General features: G+C 72.4%; 12 protein-coding genes. 5 read left to right on the forward strand and 7 right to left on the reverse strand.

All coding sequences use genetic code 11. The features are described from left to right. Positions 1–18: 18 nt before the first annotated feature. Positions 19–3,249 carry a helicase-related protein gene (locus tag IE275_RS25885; RefSeq protein ID WP_189713809.1) on the reverse strand — a complete coding sequence of 1,077 codons (3,231 nt, stop codon included), beginning with the start codon at positions 3,247–3,249 and terminating at the stop codon, positions 19–21. Positions 3,250–3,416: 167 nt separating this feature from the next. Between IE275_RS25885 and IE275_RS25890 the strand changes: the two genes are divergently transcribed. Together IE275_RS25890 and IE275_RS25895 are read left to right on the forward strand one after the other, a co-directional pair. Next, on the forward strand, positions 3,417–5,378 hold the full coding sequence (locus tag IE275_RS25890; RefSeq protein ID WP_229870567.1) for an HSP90 family protein: 1,962 nt from the start codon (positions 3,417–3,419) through the stop codon (positions 5,376–5,378). Next, a complete protein-coding gene (locus tag IE275_RS25895; protein ID WP_189713810.1) occupies positions 5,378–8,359 on the forward strand; it encodes a tetratricopeptide repeat protein in 2,982 nt (993 codons plus the stop codon). The genes IE275_RS25890 and IE275_RS25895 overlap by 1 nt, the downstream gene beginning before the upstream one ends. Positions 8,360–8,425: 66 nt before the next feature. On the opposite strand, the gene fakA is transcribed toward IE275_RS25895, so the two are convergent. Beyond that, on the reverse strand, positions 8,426–10,105 hold the full coding sequence (gene fakA, locus IE275_RS25900) for a DAK2 domain-containing protein (RefSeq protein ID WP_189713811.1): 1,680 nt from the start codon (positions 10,103–10,105) through the stop codon (positions 8,426–8,428). A gap of 262 nt (positions 10,106–10,367) precedes the next feature. On the opposite strand from fakA, the gene rpmB reads away from it, so the two are divergent. After that, on the forward strand, positions 10,368–10,553 hold the full coding sequence (gene rpmB, locus IE275_RS25905; RefSeq protein ID WP_003973430.1) for a 50S ribosomal protein L28: 186 nt from the start codon (positions 10,368–10,370) through the stop codon (positions 10,551–10,553). A gap of 201 nt (positions 10,554–10,754) precedes the next feature. On the opposite strand, the gene thiD is transcribed toward rpmB, so the two are convergent. Continuing rightward, a complete protein-coding gene (thiD, locus tag IE275_RS25910) occupies positions 10,755–11,555 on the reverse strand; it encodes a bifunctional hydroxymethylpyrimidine kinase/phosphomethylpyrimidine kinase (protein ID WP_189713812.1) in 801 nt (266 codons plus the stop codon). 4 nt (positions 11,556–11,559) lie between these two features. Further along, entirely contained in the window at positions 11,560–12,528 is a 969-nt protein-coding gene (locus IE275_RS25915) for a thiamine-phosphate kinase (RefSeq protein ID WP_189713813.1), read from the reverse strand. 208 nt (positions 12,529–12,736) lie between these two features. Between IE275_RS25915 and IE275_RS25920 the strand changes: the two genes are divergently transcribed. Together IE275_RS25920 and IE275_RS25925 are read left to right on the forward strand one after the other, a co-directional pair. After that, entirely contained in the window at positions 12,737–12,970 is a 234-nt protein-coding gene (locus tag IE275_RS25920; RefSeq protein WP_030793842.1) for an Lrp/AsnC family transcriptional regulator, read from the forward strand. 20 nt (positions 12,971–12,990) lie between these two features. Next, the gene (locus tag IE275_RS25925; protein ID WP_189713814.1) at positions 12,991–13,473 is read left to right on the forward strand and encodes a DUF3515 domain-containing protein; all 483 of its coding nucleotides are present in this window, start codon (positions 12,991–12,993) and stop codon (positions 13,471–13,473) included. Between the two features lie 72 nt (positions 13,474–13,545). On the opposite strand, the gene IE275_RS25930 is transcribed toward IE275_RS25925, so the two are convergent. The 3 genes from IE275_RS25930 to IE275_RS25940 all read right to left on the reverse strand — a co-directional run bounded on the left by IE275_RS25930 (position 13,546) and on the right by IE275_RS25940 (position 16,621). Further along, positions 13,546–14,703: a D-alanine--D-alanine ligase family protein gene (locus IE275_RS25930; RefSeq protein ID WP_189713815.1), complete on the reverse strand. Its 1,158-nt coding sequence runs from the start codon at positions 14,701–14,703 to the stop codon at positions 13,546–13,548. A gap of 92 nt (positions 14,704–14,795) precedes the next feature. Next, complete coding sequence (locus IE275_RS25935; RefSeq protein WP_189713816.1) at positions 14,796–15,806, reverse strand: NAD(P)H-dependent glycerol-3-phosphate dehydrogenase; 1,011 nt, start codon at positions 15,804–15,806, stop codon at positions 14,796–14,798. Then, on the reverse strand, positions 15,803–16,621 hold the full coding sequence (locus tag IE275_RS25940; protein ID WP_189713817.1) for a lysophospholipid acyltransferase family protein: 819 nt from the start codon (positions 16,619–16,621) through the stop codon (positions 15,803–15,805). The genes IE275_RS25935 and IE275_RS25940 overlap by 4 nt, the downstream gene beginning before the upstream one ends. Between the last annotated feature and the right edge of the window lie 58 nt (positions 16,622–16,679).

Consider the following 16,679-nt stretch of genomic DNA (forward strand, 5'->3'; position numbering starts at 1 on the left):
CTCTCAGGGAGATGTCCCCTAGCCCTTCTCCAGGTACTGCTCCCTCTCGTCGTCCAGAAGGGCGTCCAAGGCGGTCCGCAGGCCCGGGTACGCGGTCAGCTCGGGGTCTTCCGTCACCACCGTCACCGCTTCCTCCCTCGCCTGGGCGATGACCTCCTCGTCCTCGATGACGGCCAGGACGCGCAGGGACGTTCGGGCGCCCGACTGGGCCTGGCCCAGGACATCGCCCTCGCGCCGCTGTTCGAGGTCGATGCGGGAGAGTTCGAAGCCGTCGAGGGTGGCGGCGACCGAGTTCAGGCGCTGACGGGCCGGGCTCGCCTCGGGCATCTCGGAGACCAGCAGGCAGAGACCGGGGGCCGAGCCGCGGCCGACGCGGCCGCGGAGCTGGTGGAGCTGGGAGACGCCGAAGCGGTCGGCGTCCATGATCACCATCGCCGTGGCGTTCGGGACGTTGACGCCGACCTCGATGACGGTCGTGGCGACCAGGACGTCGGTGTCCCCGGCGGCGAAGCGCCGCATGACGGCGTCCTTGTCGTCGGGAGGCATCCGGCCGTGCAGCACCTCGACCGCGAGCCCTCGCAGCGGGCCCTTCGCCAGCTGGTCGGCCACGTCGAGGACGGCGAGCGGGGGACGCTTCTCCGCCTCGTCCTCGGGGGACTTCTTCCGGGCGGCCTTCTTCGGGTCGGCCGGCTCGTCGATGTCGTCGCCGATGCGGGGGCAGACGACGTACGCCTGATGGCCGTTCTGCACCTCCTCGCGGACCCGTTCCCAGGCGCGGGCCAGGAAGTGGGGCTTGTCGGCGGCGGGCACGACATGGCTGGCGATGGGCGAGCGGCCGGCCGGGAGCTGGTCGAGGACCGAGGTCTCCAGGTCGCCGAAGACGGTCATCGCGACGGTGCGCGGGATGGGTGTGGCGGTCATGACCAGCAGATGCGGGGGCTGCTTGCCCTTGCCGCGCAGGGCGTCGCGCTGTTCGACGCCGAAGCGGTGCTGTTCGTCGACCACGACCAGGCCGAGGTCGTGGAACTGGACCTTGTCCTCGATCAGCGCGTGGGTGCCGATCACGATCCCGGCCTCGCCGGTGACGAGGTCGAGCAGCGCCTGCCGCCGCGCGGCCACCCCCATGGAGCCGGTCAGCAGCACGACCTTGGTGGCCTGCTCCGAGCCGCCGAGCATCCCGCCCTCGGCCAGCTCGCCCATCATCTCCACGACGGAACGGTGGTGCTGCTGGGCGAGGACCTCGGTGGGCGCGAGCATCGCGGCCTGACCACCGGCGTCGACCACCGCGAGCATGGCCCGCAGCGCCACCATCGTGTTGTGGGTCACCGTGAAGTGATCCGTGACGTAGGCGTGATCGGGGTGGGCGACGCTGATGCACTGGACCGGCTTCCGCCCCACATACTCGACAGTGCGGATGCCCCGGCGGAAGGTGTTGTAATTCGGGCGTGGGCGTACGCGTTCGGCTTTGCGGGTGAGCCGGAACGGGGGATAGCCATCCGGCAACGCCACCGAGACGTTGAAAGCGGCCTTCTTGGGCAGAACACGCGCCCTGCCACCCAGGGAGCGGACGAGCCAAGCCACGTCATCCGCCAATGTCCGCGAGGCCGAGCACAGGGAAATGCTCAGACCATTTTGATCAACCGTGCCGTCGGTGTCCATCAGCCCCTGCAGAAGGGCCAGGCGGTTCTTGATCGACGAGTTCTTGAATTCGGCGGGAATGAACTTGGCGTGTGACGTCAAACCCCAAAGGCCCAGTTCACGCAAGGTCTGGATGATCGGATTACGGACGCCGCCGGAGCGTTGGAGCAGCTGAATCGTGTAGTCGCACCGCGAACCGGTCACAGGGACGAGGCGACAGTCCGGCGCCGCCAAAGCCGCCAAGGCATCGCGGAGCTCCGCGTCGGCGGTGGAGAACCGCAGGTTGTGCCGGAACGAGCCGTCACCCAACAGGAGCCCGAGCAGGTAGGAATCCAGCGGGAGCCCGGTGTCGTCGCCCAGGTCCACGGGGGTCGCCGCCGGGATGTACCACTTCGACGATCCGTTGGCCTTGAACAGATCGTGACGGATTTCTCGGGTGGTCATTACCTTGGGGGACAGACCACGGTCCCAGCCACAACTCGTGCCGACGATCCAGAGATGCTCGTCATCGCATTCCACCGAGCTTCCGTCGGAGAGCACGATGCGCCACACCTCCCGCTCGCCTTGCGGAAAGACGCCGTCGATCAGGGCGATCTCTCCTGCGGGCACGACGACTTCGTCGCCCACTCCCATGTCACCCATCCGCCGGAAACCGCGAGGCGTGAGCACGAGTGAGTCCAGTGGTTGCGCCTTCCCGGAACCCACCTCGCCTTGCAGCAACCGGTGCATCGGGTGGGAGGCCGCCAGGTCGTCGAAGATCTCCCGGGAGACCTTCTGCTGGCCCTCCGTGAGGGTGAAGGGGAGCCGGTCGTCGAAGGAGCTGAGGAGGCCGTCGGGGGAGGGTCTGCGGGGGACGGCCGGCAGTTGGGCGTCGGCGTGGCGGCGGCGGGCGAGGGCCACCTGGAGGACGAAGGCCTCGTCCCACTTGAGGCGGCCGCGGGCGTCGTCGATGTCGGCCTTGGTGTGCGGGCGGTGGATCTTGAGGAGGGCCTCGGGCAGGGAGACCAGGCCGCGGCCGGCCCGCAGGGTGTCCGGGAGGGGGTCGACGGCCTCCTGGGCGCTGGGCAGGACGGTCTGGATCGCCTTGCCGATCTTCCAGGACTCCAGTTTGGCGGTGGCGGGGTAGATCGGGATCAGGGCGCCCGCCCAGGTCTCGACCGTCTCCTCCGTGTCGCCGCGCAGCAACTCGTACGCCGGATGTGCCAGTTGGAGGCGGCGGTTGAAGACGGAGACCTTGCCGGAGAACATCGCGCGGGTGCCCGGCAGCAGCTCCTTGTGGGGCTTGTGGACGCCGCTGCCGAAGAAGACCAGCTGGAGCCGGCCGCTGCCGTCGGTGATGGTGACCTCGAGCCGCTGGCCCTTGCCGCGGGGCGCCTTGGCGGAGGCGAAGGAGTGCAGCCGGGCGTCGGCGACCATGGCGACCACCGTGACGTGTTCGTCCATGGGGAGGTCGGCCAGGTGCGTGAGCTGGCCTCGCTCCTCGTATCTGCGGGGATAGTGGTGCAGGAGATCGCCGACGGTGTGCAGGCCGAGATGCTCGGCCATCACCTTCGCGGTCGGTGGGCCGAGCACCTTTTTCAGCGGCTCTTCGAGTGCGGGCACGAGATCCATTGCACACCACACCACTGACATTGCCGTATACGTGTCCTGAAACCCCTGGTCAGACGGCTCGTTCGGGCTCTAGGATGGCGCGCCTCCGGCCATCATCCGCGGTCACCGCCCCACCGGGACCGCCCGACCCCGCGCCGTGCCCGACCCCAACCCGCGGCGCCGTAGCGATGGACTCCCAGACCTCACAGTCATCCCAGGCATCTCCGTCACCTCACACGTTCCAGGTCGACCTGCGTGGTCTGGTGGACCTGCTGTCCCATCACCTCTACTCCAGTCCCAAGGTCTATCTGCGCGAGCTGCTCCAGAACGCCGTGGACGCGATCACGGCGCGCCGGGCCGAGGAGCCCGGCGCCCCGGCGCGGGTGCGGCTGTTCGCGGCGGACGGGTCGCTGCGGGTGGAGGACTCCGGCGTCGGGCTCACCGAGGCCGATGTGCACACCCTGCTGGCGACCATCGGGCGCAGCTCCAAGCGGGCGGACGACCTTCGGGAGGCCCGCTCCGACTTCCTCGGGCAGTTCGGCATCGGGCTGCTGGCCTGTTTCGTGGTCGCCGAGCGGATCCGGGTGGTCAGCCGCAGCTCCCGCACCCCGAAGGCGCCGCCGGTGGAGTGGACGGCGCGCGACGACGGTTCGTACACCGTGCGCACGCTCCCCCACGACGAGCACCCCGAGCCGGGCACCACCGTGCATCTGGTGGCGCGGGCCGGGGCCGGGGAGTGGCTCGCCGAGGCGCGGGTGCTCCAGCTGGCGCGGGACTTCGGTTCGCTGCTGCCGTACGACGTCCGGGTGGGCGAGGAGGCGGTCACCGATCTGCCGGCGCCCTGGGACCGGCCGTACGCCTCCCCCGCCAACCGGCGGGTGGCGCTGGCGCGGCACTGTCACGAGCTGTTCGGGTTCACCCCGTTGGACACCATCGAGCTGGACGTGCCGGCGGCGGGGATCCGCGGGGTGGCGCATGTGCTGCCGGCGGCGGTCAGCCCCGCGCAGCGGGCCACGCACCGGGTGCACCTCAAGGGCATGCTGCTGACCGAACGGGCCGAACAGCTGTTGCCCGACTGGGCGTTCTTCGTGCGCTGTGTGCTCGACACCGACAGTCTGCGGCCCACGGCCTCGCGCGAGTCGCTGTACGAGGACGAGACGCTGGCCGCCGTCCGGGAGGCGCTGGGCGAGCGGATCCGGGCGTGGCTGACGGGTCTGGCCGCCGGTGACCCGGAGCGGCTCGCGGCCTTCCTGGCGGTGCACCACCTGGGTGTGAAGTCCCTGGCGCGGCACGACAAGGAGATGCTGCGGACGATGCTGCCGTGGCTGCCGTTCGAGACGACGGACGGACGGCTGTCGCTGGAGGAGTTCGCGCAGCGGCACCCGGTGGTGCACTTCACCCGCACGGTCGAGGAGTACCGGCAGGTCGCGCCGATCGCGTCCGCGCAGGGCGTCGGGGTGATCAACGGCGGTTACACGTACGACAGCGAGCTGGTCGAGGCGCTGCCGTCGGTGCGGCCGGGGACGGTGGTCGCCGAGCTGGACGCGGACACCGTGACGGCCCACCTGGACTCCGTCGACCCGGCCGAGGAGCTGGCCCTGGCGGGCTTCCTGGCGGTCGCGCGGGCGAAGCTGGACCCGCTGGGCTGCGATGTCGCCCTGCGGGCCTTCCATCCGCTGTCGGTGCCGGCGCTGCACCTGGACGACCGGGCGGCACGGCACGAGCAGGCGCGGGCGGAGGCCGAGGCACAGGCCGACGATCTGTGGGCGGGCATCCTGGGCTCGCTGCGCGGCAGCGCCCCCCGCGCGCGTCTGGTGCTGAACCATCTCAACCCGCTGATCCGGCGGATCAGTTCGCTCGGGGAGCCCGAGCTGATCGGCACCGCCACCGAGTCGCTGTACGGGCAGGCGCTGCTGATGGCGCAGCGGCCGCTGCGTCCGGCGGACTCGGCGCTGCTCAACCGGGCGTTCATCGGCCTGCTGGAATGGGCCACCCACGGCGACGCCGCTTCCGGCCCCGGTCCTGGTCCCGGCACCGATCCCGGTCCTGATCCCGGTCCTGATCCCGGTCCTGATCCCGGTCCTGATCCCGGTCCTGGTCCCGACTCCGGCCCTGGCTCCGACTCCGACTCCGCGGGGGGCGGTCACTGATGAGTGAGATCACGGACTTCGACTCCCTGCGCCGGGCGATGGCGGAGAACGGCGAGCGGCCGGAGGGTCCGGCGCGCAACGCGCGCGCGGAGCAGCTGCTGGTGGCGGCCGAGCGGCTGAACATCCCGCTCGCCGTGATCGAGGCGCTCGGACACCAGCTGAAGGTCTACAACTACAGCTCCGAGAAGGACAAGATGTTCGTCCCGTTCGCGCGGCTGCTGCGCATGTGGGACGAGCGGCCCGGGGACTTCGACGAGTACGAGACGCATTCCTTGCACTGGGTCTTCAAGTGGATGTCGTCCGGCATGCTCGACCAGCCGCACGTGCCGCTCGCGTCGGTGGAGAAGTGGCTCGGCGAGATGGAGCACCGCTACCGGCTGGCGGGGCACTCGGAGCGCGCGGTGCGCAGTGCCGAGTTCAGTGTGGCCGCGCACATCGGGGACGCGGCGCGGGCCGAGCGGGCGTTCGACGCCTGGCTGGCGGCCGACCGGGACACGATGGCCGACTGTCACGCCTGCGAACTGCACGGACAGGGCTGGTGGCGGGCGGAGTGCGGCCGGGACGAGGAGGCGCTTCAGCTGTGGGCGCCGGTCCTGGAGGGCGCGTACACGTGCGCGCACGAGCCGCACAGCGTGCTGGCGTCGTCCCTGGTGCCGCTGCTGCGGCTGGGCCGCGCGGACGAGGCGCGCGCCAACCATCTGCGGGGCTTCCGGCTGGTGCGGCCCATGGAGAGCATGCGGGGCGCGTACGCCGACCATGTGGAGTTCTGCGCGCTGACCGGCAACGAGGCCCGGGGCCTGGAACTGCTGGCCGAGCGGCCGACGTACTTCACGGACGGCGGGCAGCCGCGCAGCAAGCTGGAGTTCCTGAGCGTGGTGGTGCTGCTCATGGAGCGGCTGGCCGAGCTGGGCCTGGACGGGCAGCGGGTGCCGGGTCCGGCCGGGCGGGACTGGACGGCGGCCGGACTCGCGGCCCACGCGCGCGGGGAGGCCCTGGCGCTGGCGGCACGGTTCGACGAGCGCAACGGCACCACGCACGTCGGTGAGCGGGCACGCGCGCGGATGGCACGGCGTCCGCTGGTGGAGCGGCTGCCGCTGGGGGTGCGGGCGGCCCGTCCGGCCGCGGCCGCGGTGACCGCGCCGCCCCCGGTCCAGGAGGCCCGGGCCGCGGCGGCGCCCGGCCCGGACGGCCCGGACGGCCCGGACGGGCTGGAAGGGCTGCTCGCCGAGGCCCGGCGGCTGTCGGACACGCTCCGTCCGAACGCCGTGGAGGCGTGGGCGGCGGTGGCGCGGGCCGCCGACGGCGTGGAGCTCGCCGCGCGTGACCGCGCGGAGATCGCCGACCACGCGGCGATCGCGCTCGGCCCGGCGGGCGCGGAAACGTTCGCGCAGGCCGCGGAGCTGTACGCGGAGGCGGGCGACCCCGGGGAGGCACTGGCGGCACGCGCGCGTGCGGCCTACGTGCACGCCCTCGCCGAGGACGACGTCGACGGTGCGCTCGCGGCCGTCGCCGGCCCGTACGACGAGATCCTCGCGCTGTACGCCGACGGCGGCACGGAGGTCCCACAGGCGGCGGGCGTGCTGATGGCCCGGGCGCGGATCCTGATGCGGCGCGTCCACGAGGCCGAGGGGCCCGTGGCGGAGCCGGTCCTGAGGGACGCGGAGTGCGCCGTACGGGAGGTGCTGGCGCTCGTCGACGGACGGACCGGGGACGACGTACGGCTGGCGGCGCGGGTCGCCGAGGGCCACGCGATGCTGGCGGAGCTGGCGACGCGCGCGGGGGACGCGGAGGCGGGCGCGGAGCTGTTCGCGCGGGCGGCGGCGGAGTTCACCGAGGCGGGTCTGCCGTGGTTCGCCGTGGAGTACGAGGCCCGGCTGGCCGGTCTCGCGCACCACCTGGGCGACATGGTGGAGGCGGAGCGGGCGCTGCGGGCGGCCCTGGAGCACGGCGGACCGTACCTGGAACCGGTCGGGCGGGCGCAGCTGCACCTTCAGCTGGCCGAGGTCGTCGGCGGCCGGGGGCAGGCGGACGAGGCCGCCGAGCACGCCCTGGAGGCGGCGCACTGGGCCGACGAGGCGGGCGAGGGCCCGGCGTTCGGCGCGTGGGCACGGCACCAGCTCGGCGGGTACCTGGTCCGGCAGGGCCGCTGGGCGGAGGCCGCGGAGGTGCTGGAGTCGGCGCTGGCCGACCTGAGCGCCGAGACGCACGGCGACGGGCCGGTCGTCCAGACCATGTGGTGGCTGGGCGACTGCCTGAGCGAGCTGGGGGAGCACCGGGACGCGGCCGAGCGCCGGCTCCGGGCCGCCGAGATCGCCCGGCACTGGCCCGAGCAGCACGACCACGCGACCCTCGCGCACCTGGCCGCCGAGTCCCTCGGGCACGCCGGGCTGCACGCCGACGCGGACCAGGCGTACACACGCGCGGGCGAGCTGTGGCGGACCCTGGGCAACGTCCACGGCCTGGTCCGCTCCCTGCGGGCCCGGGCCTGGCTCGCCCTGCGCACCGACGACGGGACGGACGCGGCGCGCGCGCTGATGACGAGCGCCGTCGAGGAGTGCGCGGACGCGCTCGGTGCCACGGACGACGACGAGGAGGCGCGGCTGCGACTGGTCGCCGAGCTGGGGCACACCCACCGCCAGTTCGGGGACCTGCTGGCCCGTTCGGCGGCCGAGGACGCGGACGACGACTCGATCCGGGCCACCCTGGAGGACGCGCTGTCGCAGGTGGCGGAGGCGGTCGCGGTGTTCGTCGCGCTGGGCGAGGAAGGCCTGTCCGCGCGTACCGGCGCCGAGCTGGCGGCCGGCTGGCTGGAGACCGACCTGGGCCGTCCGGCGGACGCGGCGGCACGCGCGCGTGCGGTGCTGCGGGCCTACCCGGAGCCGGAGGCCGTCGACGATGACGAGGAGGACGAGCCGGCGCGGGGCCGGCGCGCGGAGGCGGAGCAGTTGTTGCAGGTGGTGGCGGAACAGGCGGCGGACTGACCCTCTGCGCGAAGGCGAGGGAGCCCGCCGCCCACAGCACCGCCCTGCCCGGTTGGCCGGCGGCGGCTACTCCACGCCGACGAGCAGCAGCGCGCCCTGCCGGCCGCCGCGGTAGACCACCGTGTCGACGGCGAGGTACGCCTCCCGTACCCGTGACTCCAGGTGCTCGGCGATCCCTTCGGGGGCCTCGTCGCCGAGGACCAGGGTGACCAGCTCGCCGCCCGCCGACAGCATGCGGTTCAGGACGCTCTCGGCGGTCGATACGACGTCGGCGCCGATGACGGCCACATCGCCGTCGACGAGCCCGAGGATGTCGCCGGCCTGGCAGATGCCGGCCATGGTCCACGACTGGCGCTCGGCGACCACGACCTCGGCGTAGCGGGTCGCGCCGGCCGCCGAGGTCATCGAGACGACGTCCTCGTCGAAGCGGCGGCCCGGCTCGTGCACGGCGAGGGCGGCGATTCCCTGGACCGCGGAGCGGGTGGGGATCAGGGCCACCCGGATGCCCTCGGTACGGGCCTGTTCGGCGGCCGCGGCCGCGGTGTGCCGCAGCTCGGCGTCGTTGGGCAGCAGCACGACCTCGCGCGCGTGGGCCCGCCGTACGGCCTCGACCAGCTCGCCGCTGGCGGGCGGCTCGCCCGGGCGCGCGAGGACGGTGGTCGCGCCCGCCTCGGCGTAGAGCCCGGCCAGGCCCTCGCCGGGCACGACGGCGACGACGGCCCGCTGGGCGCGCTCGCGGGGCGGGCGCTCGCCCCCGCGCGCGTGCGCGTCCCCGACGCCGAAGTGCGTGATGCGGATCCGGTACGGCCGGCCGGCCTCGACGCCCGCCTCCACGGCGGCGCCGGCGTCGTCCACGTGCACATGGACGTTCCACAGGCCGTCGCCGCCGACCACGACGAGCGAGTCCCCGAGGGCGTCCAGGCGCCGCCGCAGACGGGCGACGGCCGCGTCCTCGGCCTCCAGGAGGTAGATCACCTCGAAGGCGGGGCCGCCGTCCTCGCCGTCCGGCCCGTCGGCGCAGCTCTCCGCCGCGTCCGGCGTCACGCGCGCGTGCGCCCCGGCCGCCGCTCCGGCGAGGGGCGCCGGGGCCTCCCCGGTGAACGTCTCCACCAGCGCCGCGAGGACCGTGACCAGCCCGCGCCCGCCCGCGTCGACCACTCCGGCGTGCTCCAGGACGGCCAGCTGGGCCGGGGTCGCGGCGAGCGCCGCGCAGGCCCCCCGGTAGGCGGCCCTGGCCACCGTCGCACAGTCGCCCTCGGCCCCGTCGGCCGCGTCCGCGGCACCCGAGGCGACGGAGAGGACCGTGCCCTCCACGGGGTGGGCGACGGCCAGGCGGGCGGAGTCGGCCGCCTGCCGCAGGGCCAGCCGGAGCCCGTTCCCGTCCGTGCGGGCCGTCCCGCCCTCGGCGGACAGCACCTGGGCCATGCCGCGCAGCAGCTGGGCGAGGATCGTCCCGGAGTTCCCGCGCGCGCCTATGAGCGCGCCGTGCGCCATCGCGCGGGCGGCGTCCGCGAGGGAGGGACCGCCGGCCGGGGAGCCGGCCTCGTACCCCGCGAACACCGCCTCGACGGCGGTGGTCGCGGATTCGACGGTCAGGTAGAGGTTGGTGCCGGTGTCCCCGTCCGCGACGGGGTACACGTTGATCGCGTCGATCTCCTCACGCGCGCGGCCCAGCGCCGTGAGGGCGAGGCCGCACCAGGTGCGCACCGCGAGAGCATCGAAGAATGTCTGCGGGGCGTGCGCCACCTGCGCCTCCTTGAGCTGCTGGACTGGGACGCAGCGTAGACCCCGGGCCCGCGCCGACAGGACACAGGTGGGAGCGGGGCCGGGAGCAGGGCCCTGAGCAGCCATGGTAGTTTCGTTCTACTGGCGCGGTCGTTGTATGCTGCTCCGGTTGCCCGATCCCGATCGGGCCATTTCCCCTGGCAGTGCCACTCAGAGTCCTCCGATCCTGATCCCGGCATGCCGGGATCAACCGTAAGTGCATCTGAAGTCTTTGGAGTGACCCGTGGCTGCCAACTGCGACGTCTGCGGCAAGGGGCCGGGCTTCGGCAACAACATCTCGCACTCGCACCGCCGTACGTCCCGTCGCTGGAACCCGAACATCCAGCGCGTCCGTACCGTGGTGAGCGGGACGCCGAAGCGCGTGAACGCTTGCACCTCGTGCATCAAGGCCGGCAAGGTCTCGCGCTGACGCACATCCCCCATCTCTCGACTGCGCTCGAGACGGGGGGACCCCCATCGCGCGCGGCCATGCTGGTTCGCTGCATCTAGCCGGTCCACCTCGAGTGGACCGGCTTTTTGCTGTGCCCGGAAGTGCTGCGTCCGGAAGCGCCGTGCTCAGAGGCGCCGGGCCCGAACGGCGTAGTACCCGCCGGCTCACCGGCGTCGGACATCAGACGCCGGTCGTCCCCCGCCGCAGCTCCCAGCTGTGATCCACCGGCCCGATCCCGCCGCCCAGCGCGAAGCCGGCCGCGATCGCCCCGGTGACGTACGCCTTCGCCGCCGTCACCGCCTCCGGTACGGACCGCCCCCGCGCGAGGTGGGCCGCGATCGCGGACGCGAGGGTGCAGCCCGTGCCGTGGGTGTGCCGGTTGTCGTGGCGCGGGGCGCGCAGCCAGTGCTCCTCGGTGCCGTCCGTCAGCAGGTCCACGGCGTCCCCGGAGAGATGGCCGCCCTTGATCAGCGCCCACCGCGGCCCGTACGCCAGGACGGCCGCGGCGGCCCGCCGCAGGTCCTGCTCGGACGTGACGTGCACTCCGGTGAGTTGGGCGACCTCGTCGAGGTTCGGCGTGGCGACGGTGGCCACCGGGAGCAGCCTGGTGCGCACGGAGTCGAGTGCCGAGGAGGCCAGCAGGGAGTCGCCGTGCTTGGAGACGCCCACCGGGTCCACGACGGCCGGCGCGTCCGTCCCGGCGATCAATTCCGCCACCGCCTCGACGAGTTCGGCGGAGGCCAGCATGCCCGTCTTCACGGCCTGTACGCCGATGTCGTCCACCACGCTGCGGTACTGGGCCCGTACGGCCGCCACGGGCAGCTCCCAGGCCCCCTGCACGCCGAGGGAGTTCTGCGCGGTGACCGCGGTCACCACGCTCATCCCGTGCGTGCCGAGCGCGAGCATCGTCTTCAGGTCGGCCTGGATGCCCGCGCCGCCGCCGGAGTCGGAGCCGGCCACCGTCAGAACCCTGGGTTTCACGGCGCTACGCCCCCTCTATGTCCCCGAAGTGGTCCCAGCCGCTCTGCCGGGTCCAGGGCGCCCCGTCGACCGTCACCTGGGGCAGCGCGGACGGGTTGAGGACCTCGCCGATCACCTTCCAGCGGGCGGGCAGCTTCACGTCCGGCGGGAAGGTCGCCACGATCGCGTGGTCCTCTCCCCCGGTCAGCACCCACTGGATGGGGTCGACGCCGACGGCCTGTCCGATGTCGTTCATCTGGGTGGGGATGTCGATGGCGCCGGAGCGGATGTCGATGCGGACCTTGCTGGCCTCGGCGATGTGCCCGAGGTCGGCGATCAGCCCGTCGCTGACGTCGCACATCGCCGTCGCGCCGAGCGCGGCGGCCGCCGGACCCGCGTGGTACGGCGGCTCGGGGCGGCGGTGGGCCTCGACGAAGGCGCGGGGCGAGCGGAAGCCACGGGAGAGGACCGCGAACCCGGCGGCGGACCAGCCGAGCCAGCCGGTCACCGCGACGAGGTCACCGGGCTGGGCGCCGCCACGGGTGACCGGCTCCTGGTTGCGCAGGTCGCCGAGCGCGGTGATCGACACCATGATCGTGTCGCCCCGTACGACGTCACCGCCGACCACGGAGGCACCGGCGACCTGGCACTCGTCGCGCAGGCCGTCCATCATCTCGGAGGGCCAGGTGACCGGCAGTTCGGCGGGCACGACGAGACCGAGCAGCAGAGCGGTCGGCACCGCGCCCATGGCGGCGATGTCGGCGAGGTTCTGGGCGGCGGCCTTGCGGCCGACGTCGTAGGCGGTGGACCAGTCACGGCGGAAGTGCCGGCCCTCCAGCAGGATGTCGGTGCTGGCCACGACCCGGCGGTCGGGCGCGGCGACCACGGCGGCGTCGTCGCCGGGGCCGACCCGGACCGCCGAGGTGGTGGTGAGACGGGAGGTGAGCTCCCTGATGAGCCCGAACTCCCCGAGCTCACCAACAGTGCCCTTCATTGCCCTTTCGCCCCTTCTGTACCTGTCTGTGCCCGGTCGCGCATGACCAGTGTCCTCGATACGGTCGATGTGACCGTCAACCTCTGTCGAGCCCGTACCCCGGCGCGCGCGTGCCGTGCTTCCCGCAGGTCTCCCCGCGGCGCGTGGCGACGCGATACCGTGGCGTTCCTTTTCCCCACATGATCCTCGTGGCCGCCCTGGAGGTTCCGTGGTACAGGCGTACATCCTGATCCAGACGGAGGTCGGCAAAGCGTCGACCGTCGCCGAGGAGATCAGCAAGATTCCTGGCGTGGTCCAGGCCGAGGACGTGACGGGACCGTACGACGTGATCGTGCGGGCCCAGGCCGACACGGTGGACGACCTCGGCAGGTTGGTGGTCGCCAAGGTCCAGCAGGTGGACGGGATCACCCGTACCCTGACCTGCCCGGTCGTGCATCTGTAGCCCCCGTCTACCCTTGGCCGGTGAATCTTTTCCGTCACCGGCTCAGTGGTCTGCCCGCCCTCGTACTGCTGTGCGCCGCCGCGGGCTGCTCATCGGCAGACGACAGCACGTCGACGCCGGTTCCCAGTCCCGCGGCGAAGGTCGCGAAAACCTGCCGGAACCTGGACGAGGCACTGCCGTCGAAGGTGGACGGCCTGGACCGCCGGGATCCCGAGCCCGCCTCCGCGCTGACCGCGGGCTGGGGGAACCCGGCGATCATACTGCGCTGCGGTGTCGAACGGCCCGACAAGATGAGCGATGCCGAGGCCGACGGCGTCGAGGTGGACGGGGTGGGCTGGCTGCTGGAAGAACAGCGGAATGGGTCGTTCCGCTTCACCAGCACGCTGCGGACCGCGTATGTCGAGGTGACGATCCCGGAGGCCCGCAAGGGAAACGGGCTGGGCCCGTTGGTCGACCTGGCCCCCGCCGTCAAGAAGGCGATCCCCGAAGGGATCGCCGACTGAGGACCGCTGATGGAGCCTGCCGAGGCTGAGGGCCGCCGAGTTCTCCCGACGGCTGCCGAGGGCCGCTGAGGACTAGCGAAGTCCCGTGGACCTGCGCAGGGCCGCCTGGATGAGCCGGTCCACCAGCTCCTCGTAGCTGATCCCGCTCGCCTGCCACATCGCCGGGTACATCGAGATCGGGGTGAAGCCCGGCATCGTGTTGATCTCGTTGATGACGAAGTCGCCGTCCTCCGTGAGGAAGAAGTCGGCGCGGACCAGGCCCTCGCAGGAGGCCGCCTCGAAGGCGTCCACCGCGAGCCGCTGGACCTCTGCCGTCTCCTGCGGGGTCAGCGGGGCCGGGACGAGGCCCGGGGTCGAGTCGATGTACTTCGCCTCGAAGTCGTAGTACGCGTGCGCGTCCGGCGGCGGGATCTCGGCCGGGACGGAGGCCCGCGGGCCGTCCTCGAACTCCAGGACGCCGCACTCGATCTCACGGCCCCGCAGCGCCGCCTCGACCAGGATCTTGGGGTCGTGGCGCTGGGCCTCGGCGATCGCCTCGTCCAGGTCCGCGAGGTCGTCGACCTTGGTGATGCCGATCGACGAACCCGCGCGCGCGGGCTTCACGAAGAGCGGCCAGCCGTGCTCGCCCGCGAAGTCGATGATCTTCTTGCGGGCGGCGGACTCGTCGCGCTCCCACTCGCGCGGCCGGATCACCACGTACGGGCCCACCTTGAGCCCGAAGGAGGTGAACACCCGCTTCATGTACTCCTTGTCCTGGCCGACGGCCGAGGCGAGCACGCCCGAGCCGACGTACGGGACGCCGGAGAGCTCCAGCAGGCCCTGAAGGGTGCCGTCCTCGCCGTAGGGGCCGTGCAGGACGGGGAAGACGACGTCGACCTCGCCGAGCGCCTTGGGCACCGATCCCGGCTCGCTGTAGACGACTTCGCGGTTCGCGGGGTCGACGGGAAGCACCACGCCGCCCTCCTGCGACTCGGCGAGCGACTCGATGTCGGGCGTACGGCGGTCGGTGATCGCCATGCGCTCCGGGTCGTCGGCGATGAGGGCCCAGCGCCCGTCCCTGGTGATGCCGATCGGCAGGACCTCGTACTTGGTCCGGTCGATCGCCTTGAGGACGGCGCCGCCGGTGACCACGGAGATCCCGTGTTCGGAGCTGCGGCCGCCGGACACGACGGCCACACGCGGCTTGCGAGACGGCTGCTCGGGGCTCTGGGGGAGGTTCTCGGTGCTCATATCGGCATGAGAGTACCCGGTGGTAGTGCCCCGACACAGCGTCGGATCCGTTGCTCGCGCGGGGTGTCCCCGCGGCGGCCGAACGGCGTCGCTCAGCGTCGTTCGGGCTTCGCGCTGCGCGACATCAGCTCCTTGAGCGCGACCACGGGCGGCTTGCCCTCGTGGACGATGTCCACGACCGTCTCGGTGATGGGCATGTCGACCCCGTGCCGGCGGGCCAGATCCGCCACCGACTCGCAGGACTTGACGCCCTCGGCGGTCTGCCGGGTGACCGCGATGGTCTCCTCCAGGGTCATGCCCTTGCCGAGGTTGGTGCCGAAGGTGTGGTTGCGGGAGAGCGGCGAGGAGCAGGTGGCCACCAGGTCGCCGAGGCCCGCGAGGCCGGAGAAGGTGAGCGGGTCGGCGCCCATCGCCAGGCCGAGCCGGGTGGTCTCGGCGAGGCCGCGCGTGATGAGGGAGCCCTTGGCGTTGTCGCCGAGCCCCATGCCGTCCGCGATGCCGACGGCCAGGCCGATCACGTTCTTGACCGCGCCGCCCAGCTCACAGCCGACCACGTCGGTGTTGGTGTACGGACGGAAGTACGGCGTGTGGCAGGCGGCCTGGAGCCGCTGGGCGACGCCCTCGTCGGTGCAGGCGACCACGGCGGCGGCCGGCATGCCGGAGGCGATCTCGCGCGCCAGGTTGGGTCCGGTGACCACGGCGACGCGGTCCCGGCCGACCTTGGCGACGTCCTCGATCACCTGGCTCATCCGCATGGTCGTACCGAGTTCGACGCCCTTCATCAGCGAGACGAGGACGGTGCCCGGGGCGAGCAGCGGGGTCCACTCGGCGAGGTTGGCGCGCAGCGTCTGCGAGGGGATCGCGAGGACGGTGAAGTCGGCGTCGCGGGCGGCCTCGGCGGGGTCGGCGGTGGCCCGGAGGTTCTCGGGGAGGGCGACGCCGGGGAGGTAGTCGGGGTTGGTCCGGGTGGAGTTGACCGCGTCGGCGAGCTCGGCGCGGCGCGCCCAGAGCGTCACCTCGCAGCCCGCGTCGGCGAGGACCCTGCCGAAGGCGGTCCCCCAGGATCCGGTGCCGAAGACGGCCGCCTTGACGGACTTGCTCACTTGGTGCTCTCCCCCTCGTGACTGCCCTGTGTCTCGTGACTGCCCTGCGTCTCGTGACCGGCCTGCGTCTCGGTACCGGTCTGCGCCTGGGTCCGGCGCCGCTGCTCGATCCGCTCCTGCCGCGGGTCGTAGGGCGTCTTTGGCGCCTGCTCGCCGCGGATCTCCTCCAGCTGGCGGGTGACGGCGGCCATGATGACCTCGGTGGCCTCCTTGAGGACCTCCGCGGTCATCTCCAGGCCGTAGAAGCGCGAGAGGTCCACGGGCGGGCCCGCGAGCACCCGGTGGGTCTTGCGCGGGAAGAACTGGGGCTTGCTGCTGTACGGCGGCAGCAGCTCGTTGGCGCCCCACTGGGCGACCGGGATCACCGGGCACTTGGTCTGCAGGGCGACCCGCGCGGCGCCCGTCTTGGCCGTCATGGGCCAGCCGTTCGGATCGCGGGTGATGGTGCCCTCGGGATAGAACGCGACGCACTCGCCACGTTCCACGGCGTCGATCGCGGCCCGGAAGGCGCTGAGCGCGTCGGTGGACTCGCGGTACACGGGGATCTGCCCGGTGCCGCGCATCGCGGCGCCGACGAACCCCTTCTTGAACAGCCCGCTCTTCGCCAGGAATCGCGGCACGCGTCCGGTGTTGTACTGGAAGTGCCCGTAGGCGAAGGGGTCGATGTGCGAATTGTGGTTCACCGCGGTGATAAAACCGCCGTCGGCCGGAATGTGTTCCATTCCGCGCCAGTCCCGCTTGATCAGAACCACCAGCCAGGGTTTGCACAGGACCGCTGCAAAGCGGTACCAGAAGCCGATTCTGCGGCGGGGCACGCGGACACCTTCCCTCTAGGACTTCTCTCCGGAACCTGTGAGCCGCACAAGTGTCGCT

The organism is Streptomyces phaeofaciens (genome assembly GCF_014648915.1).
Taxonomy (GTDB): domain Bacteria; phylum Actinomycetota; class Actinomycetes; order Streptomycetales; family Streptomycetaceae; genus Streptomyces; species Streptomyces phaeofaciens.

Bases quoted from the DNA above. Each gene is read 5' to 3' on its own strand.
- IE275_RS25885 (WP_189713809.1), bottom strand. From the start codon at position 3,249: ATGGATCTCGTGCCCGCACTCGAAGAGCCGCTGAAAAAGGTGCTCGGC.
- IE275_RS25890 (WP_229870567.1), top strand. From the start codon at position 3,417: ATGGACTCCCAGACCTCACAGTCATCCCAGGCATCTCCGTCACCTCAC.
- IE275_RS25895 (WP_189713810.1), top strand. From the start codon at position 5,378: ATGAGTGAGATCACGGACTTCGACTCCCTGCGCCGGGCGATGGCGGAG.
- IE275_RS25915 (WP_189713813.1), bottom strand. From the start codon at position 12,528: ATGAAGGGCACTGTTGGTGAGCTCGGGGAGTTCGGGCTCATCAGGGAG.
- IE275_RS25930 (WP_189713815.1), bottom strand. From the start codon at position 14,703: ATGAGCACCGAGAACCTCCCCCAGAGCCCCGAGCAGCCGTCTCGCAAG.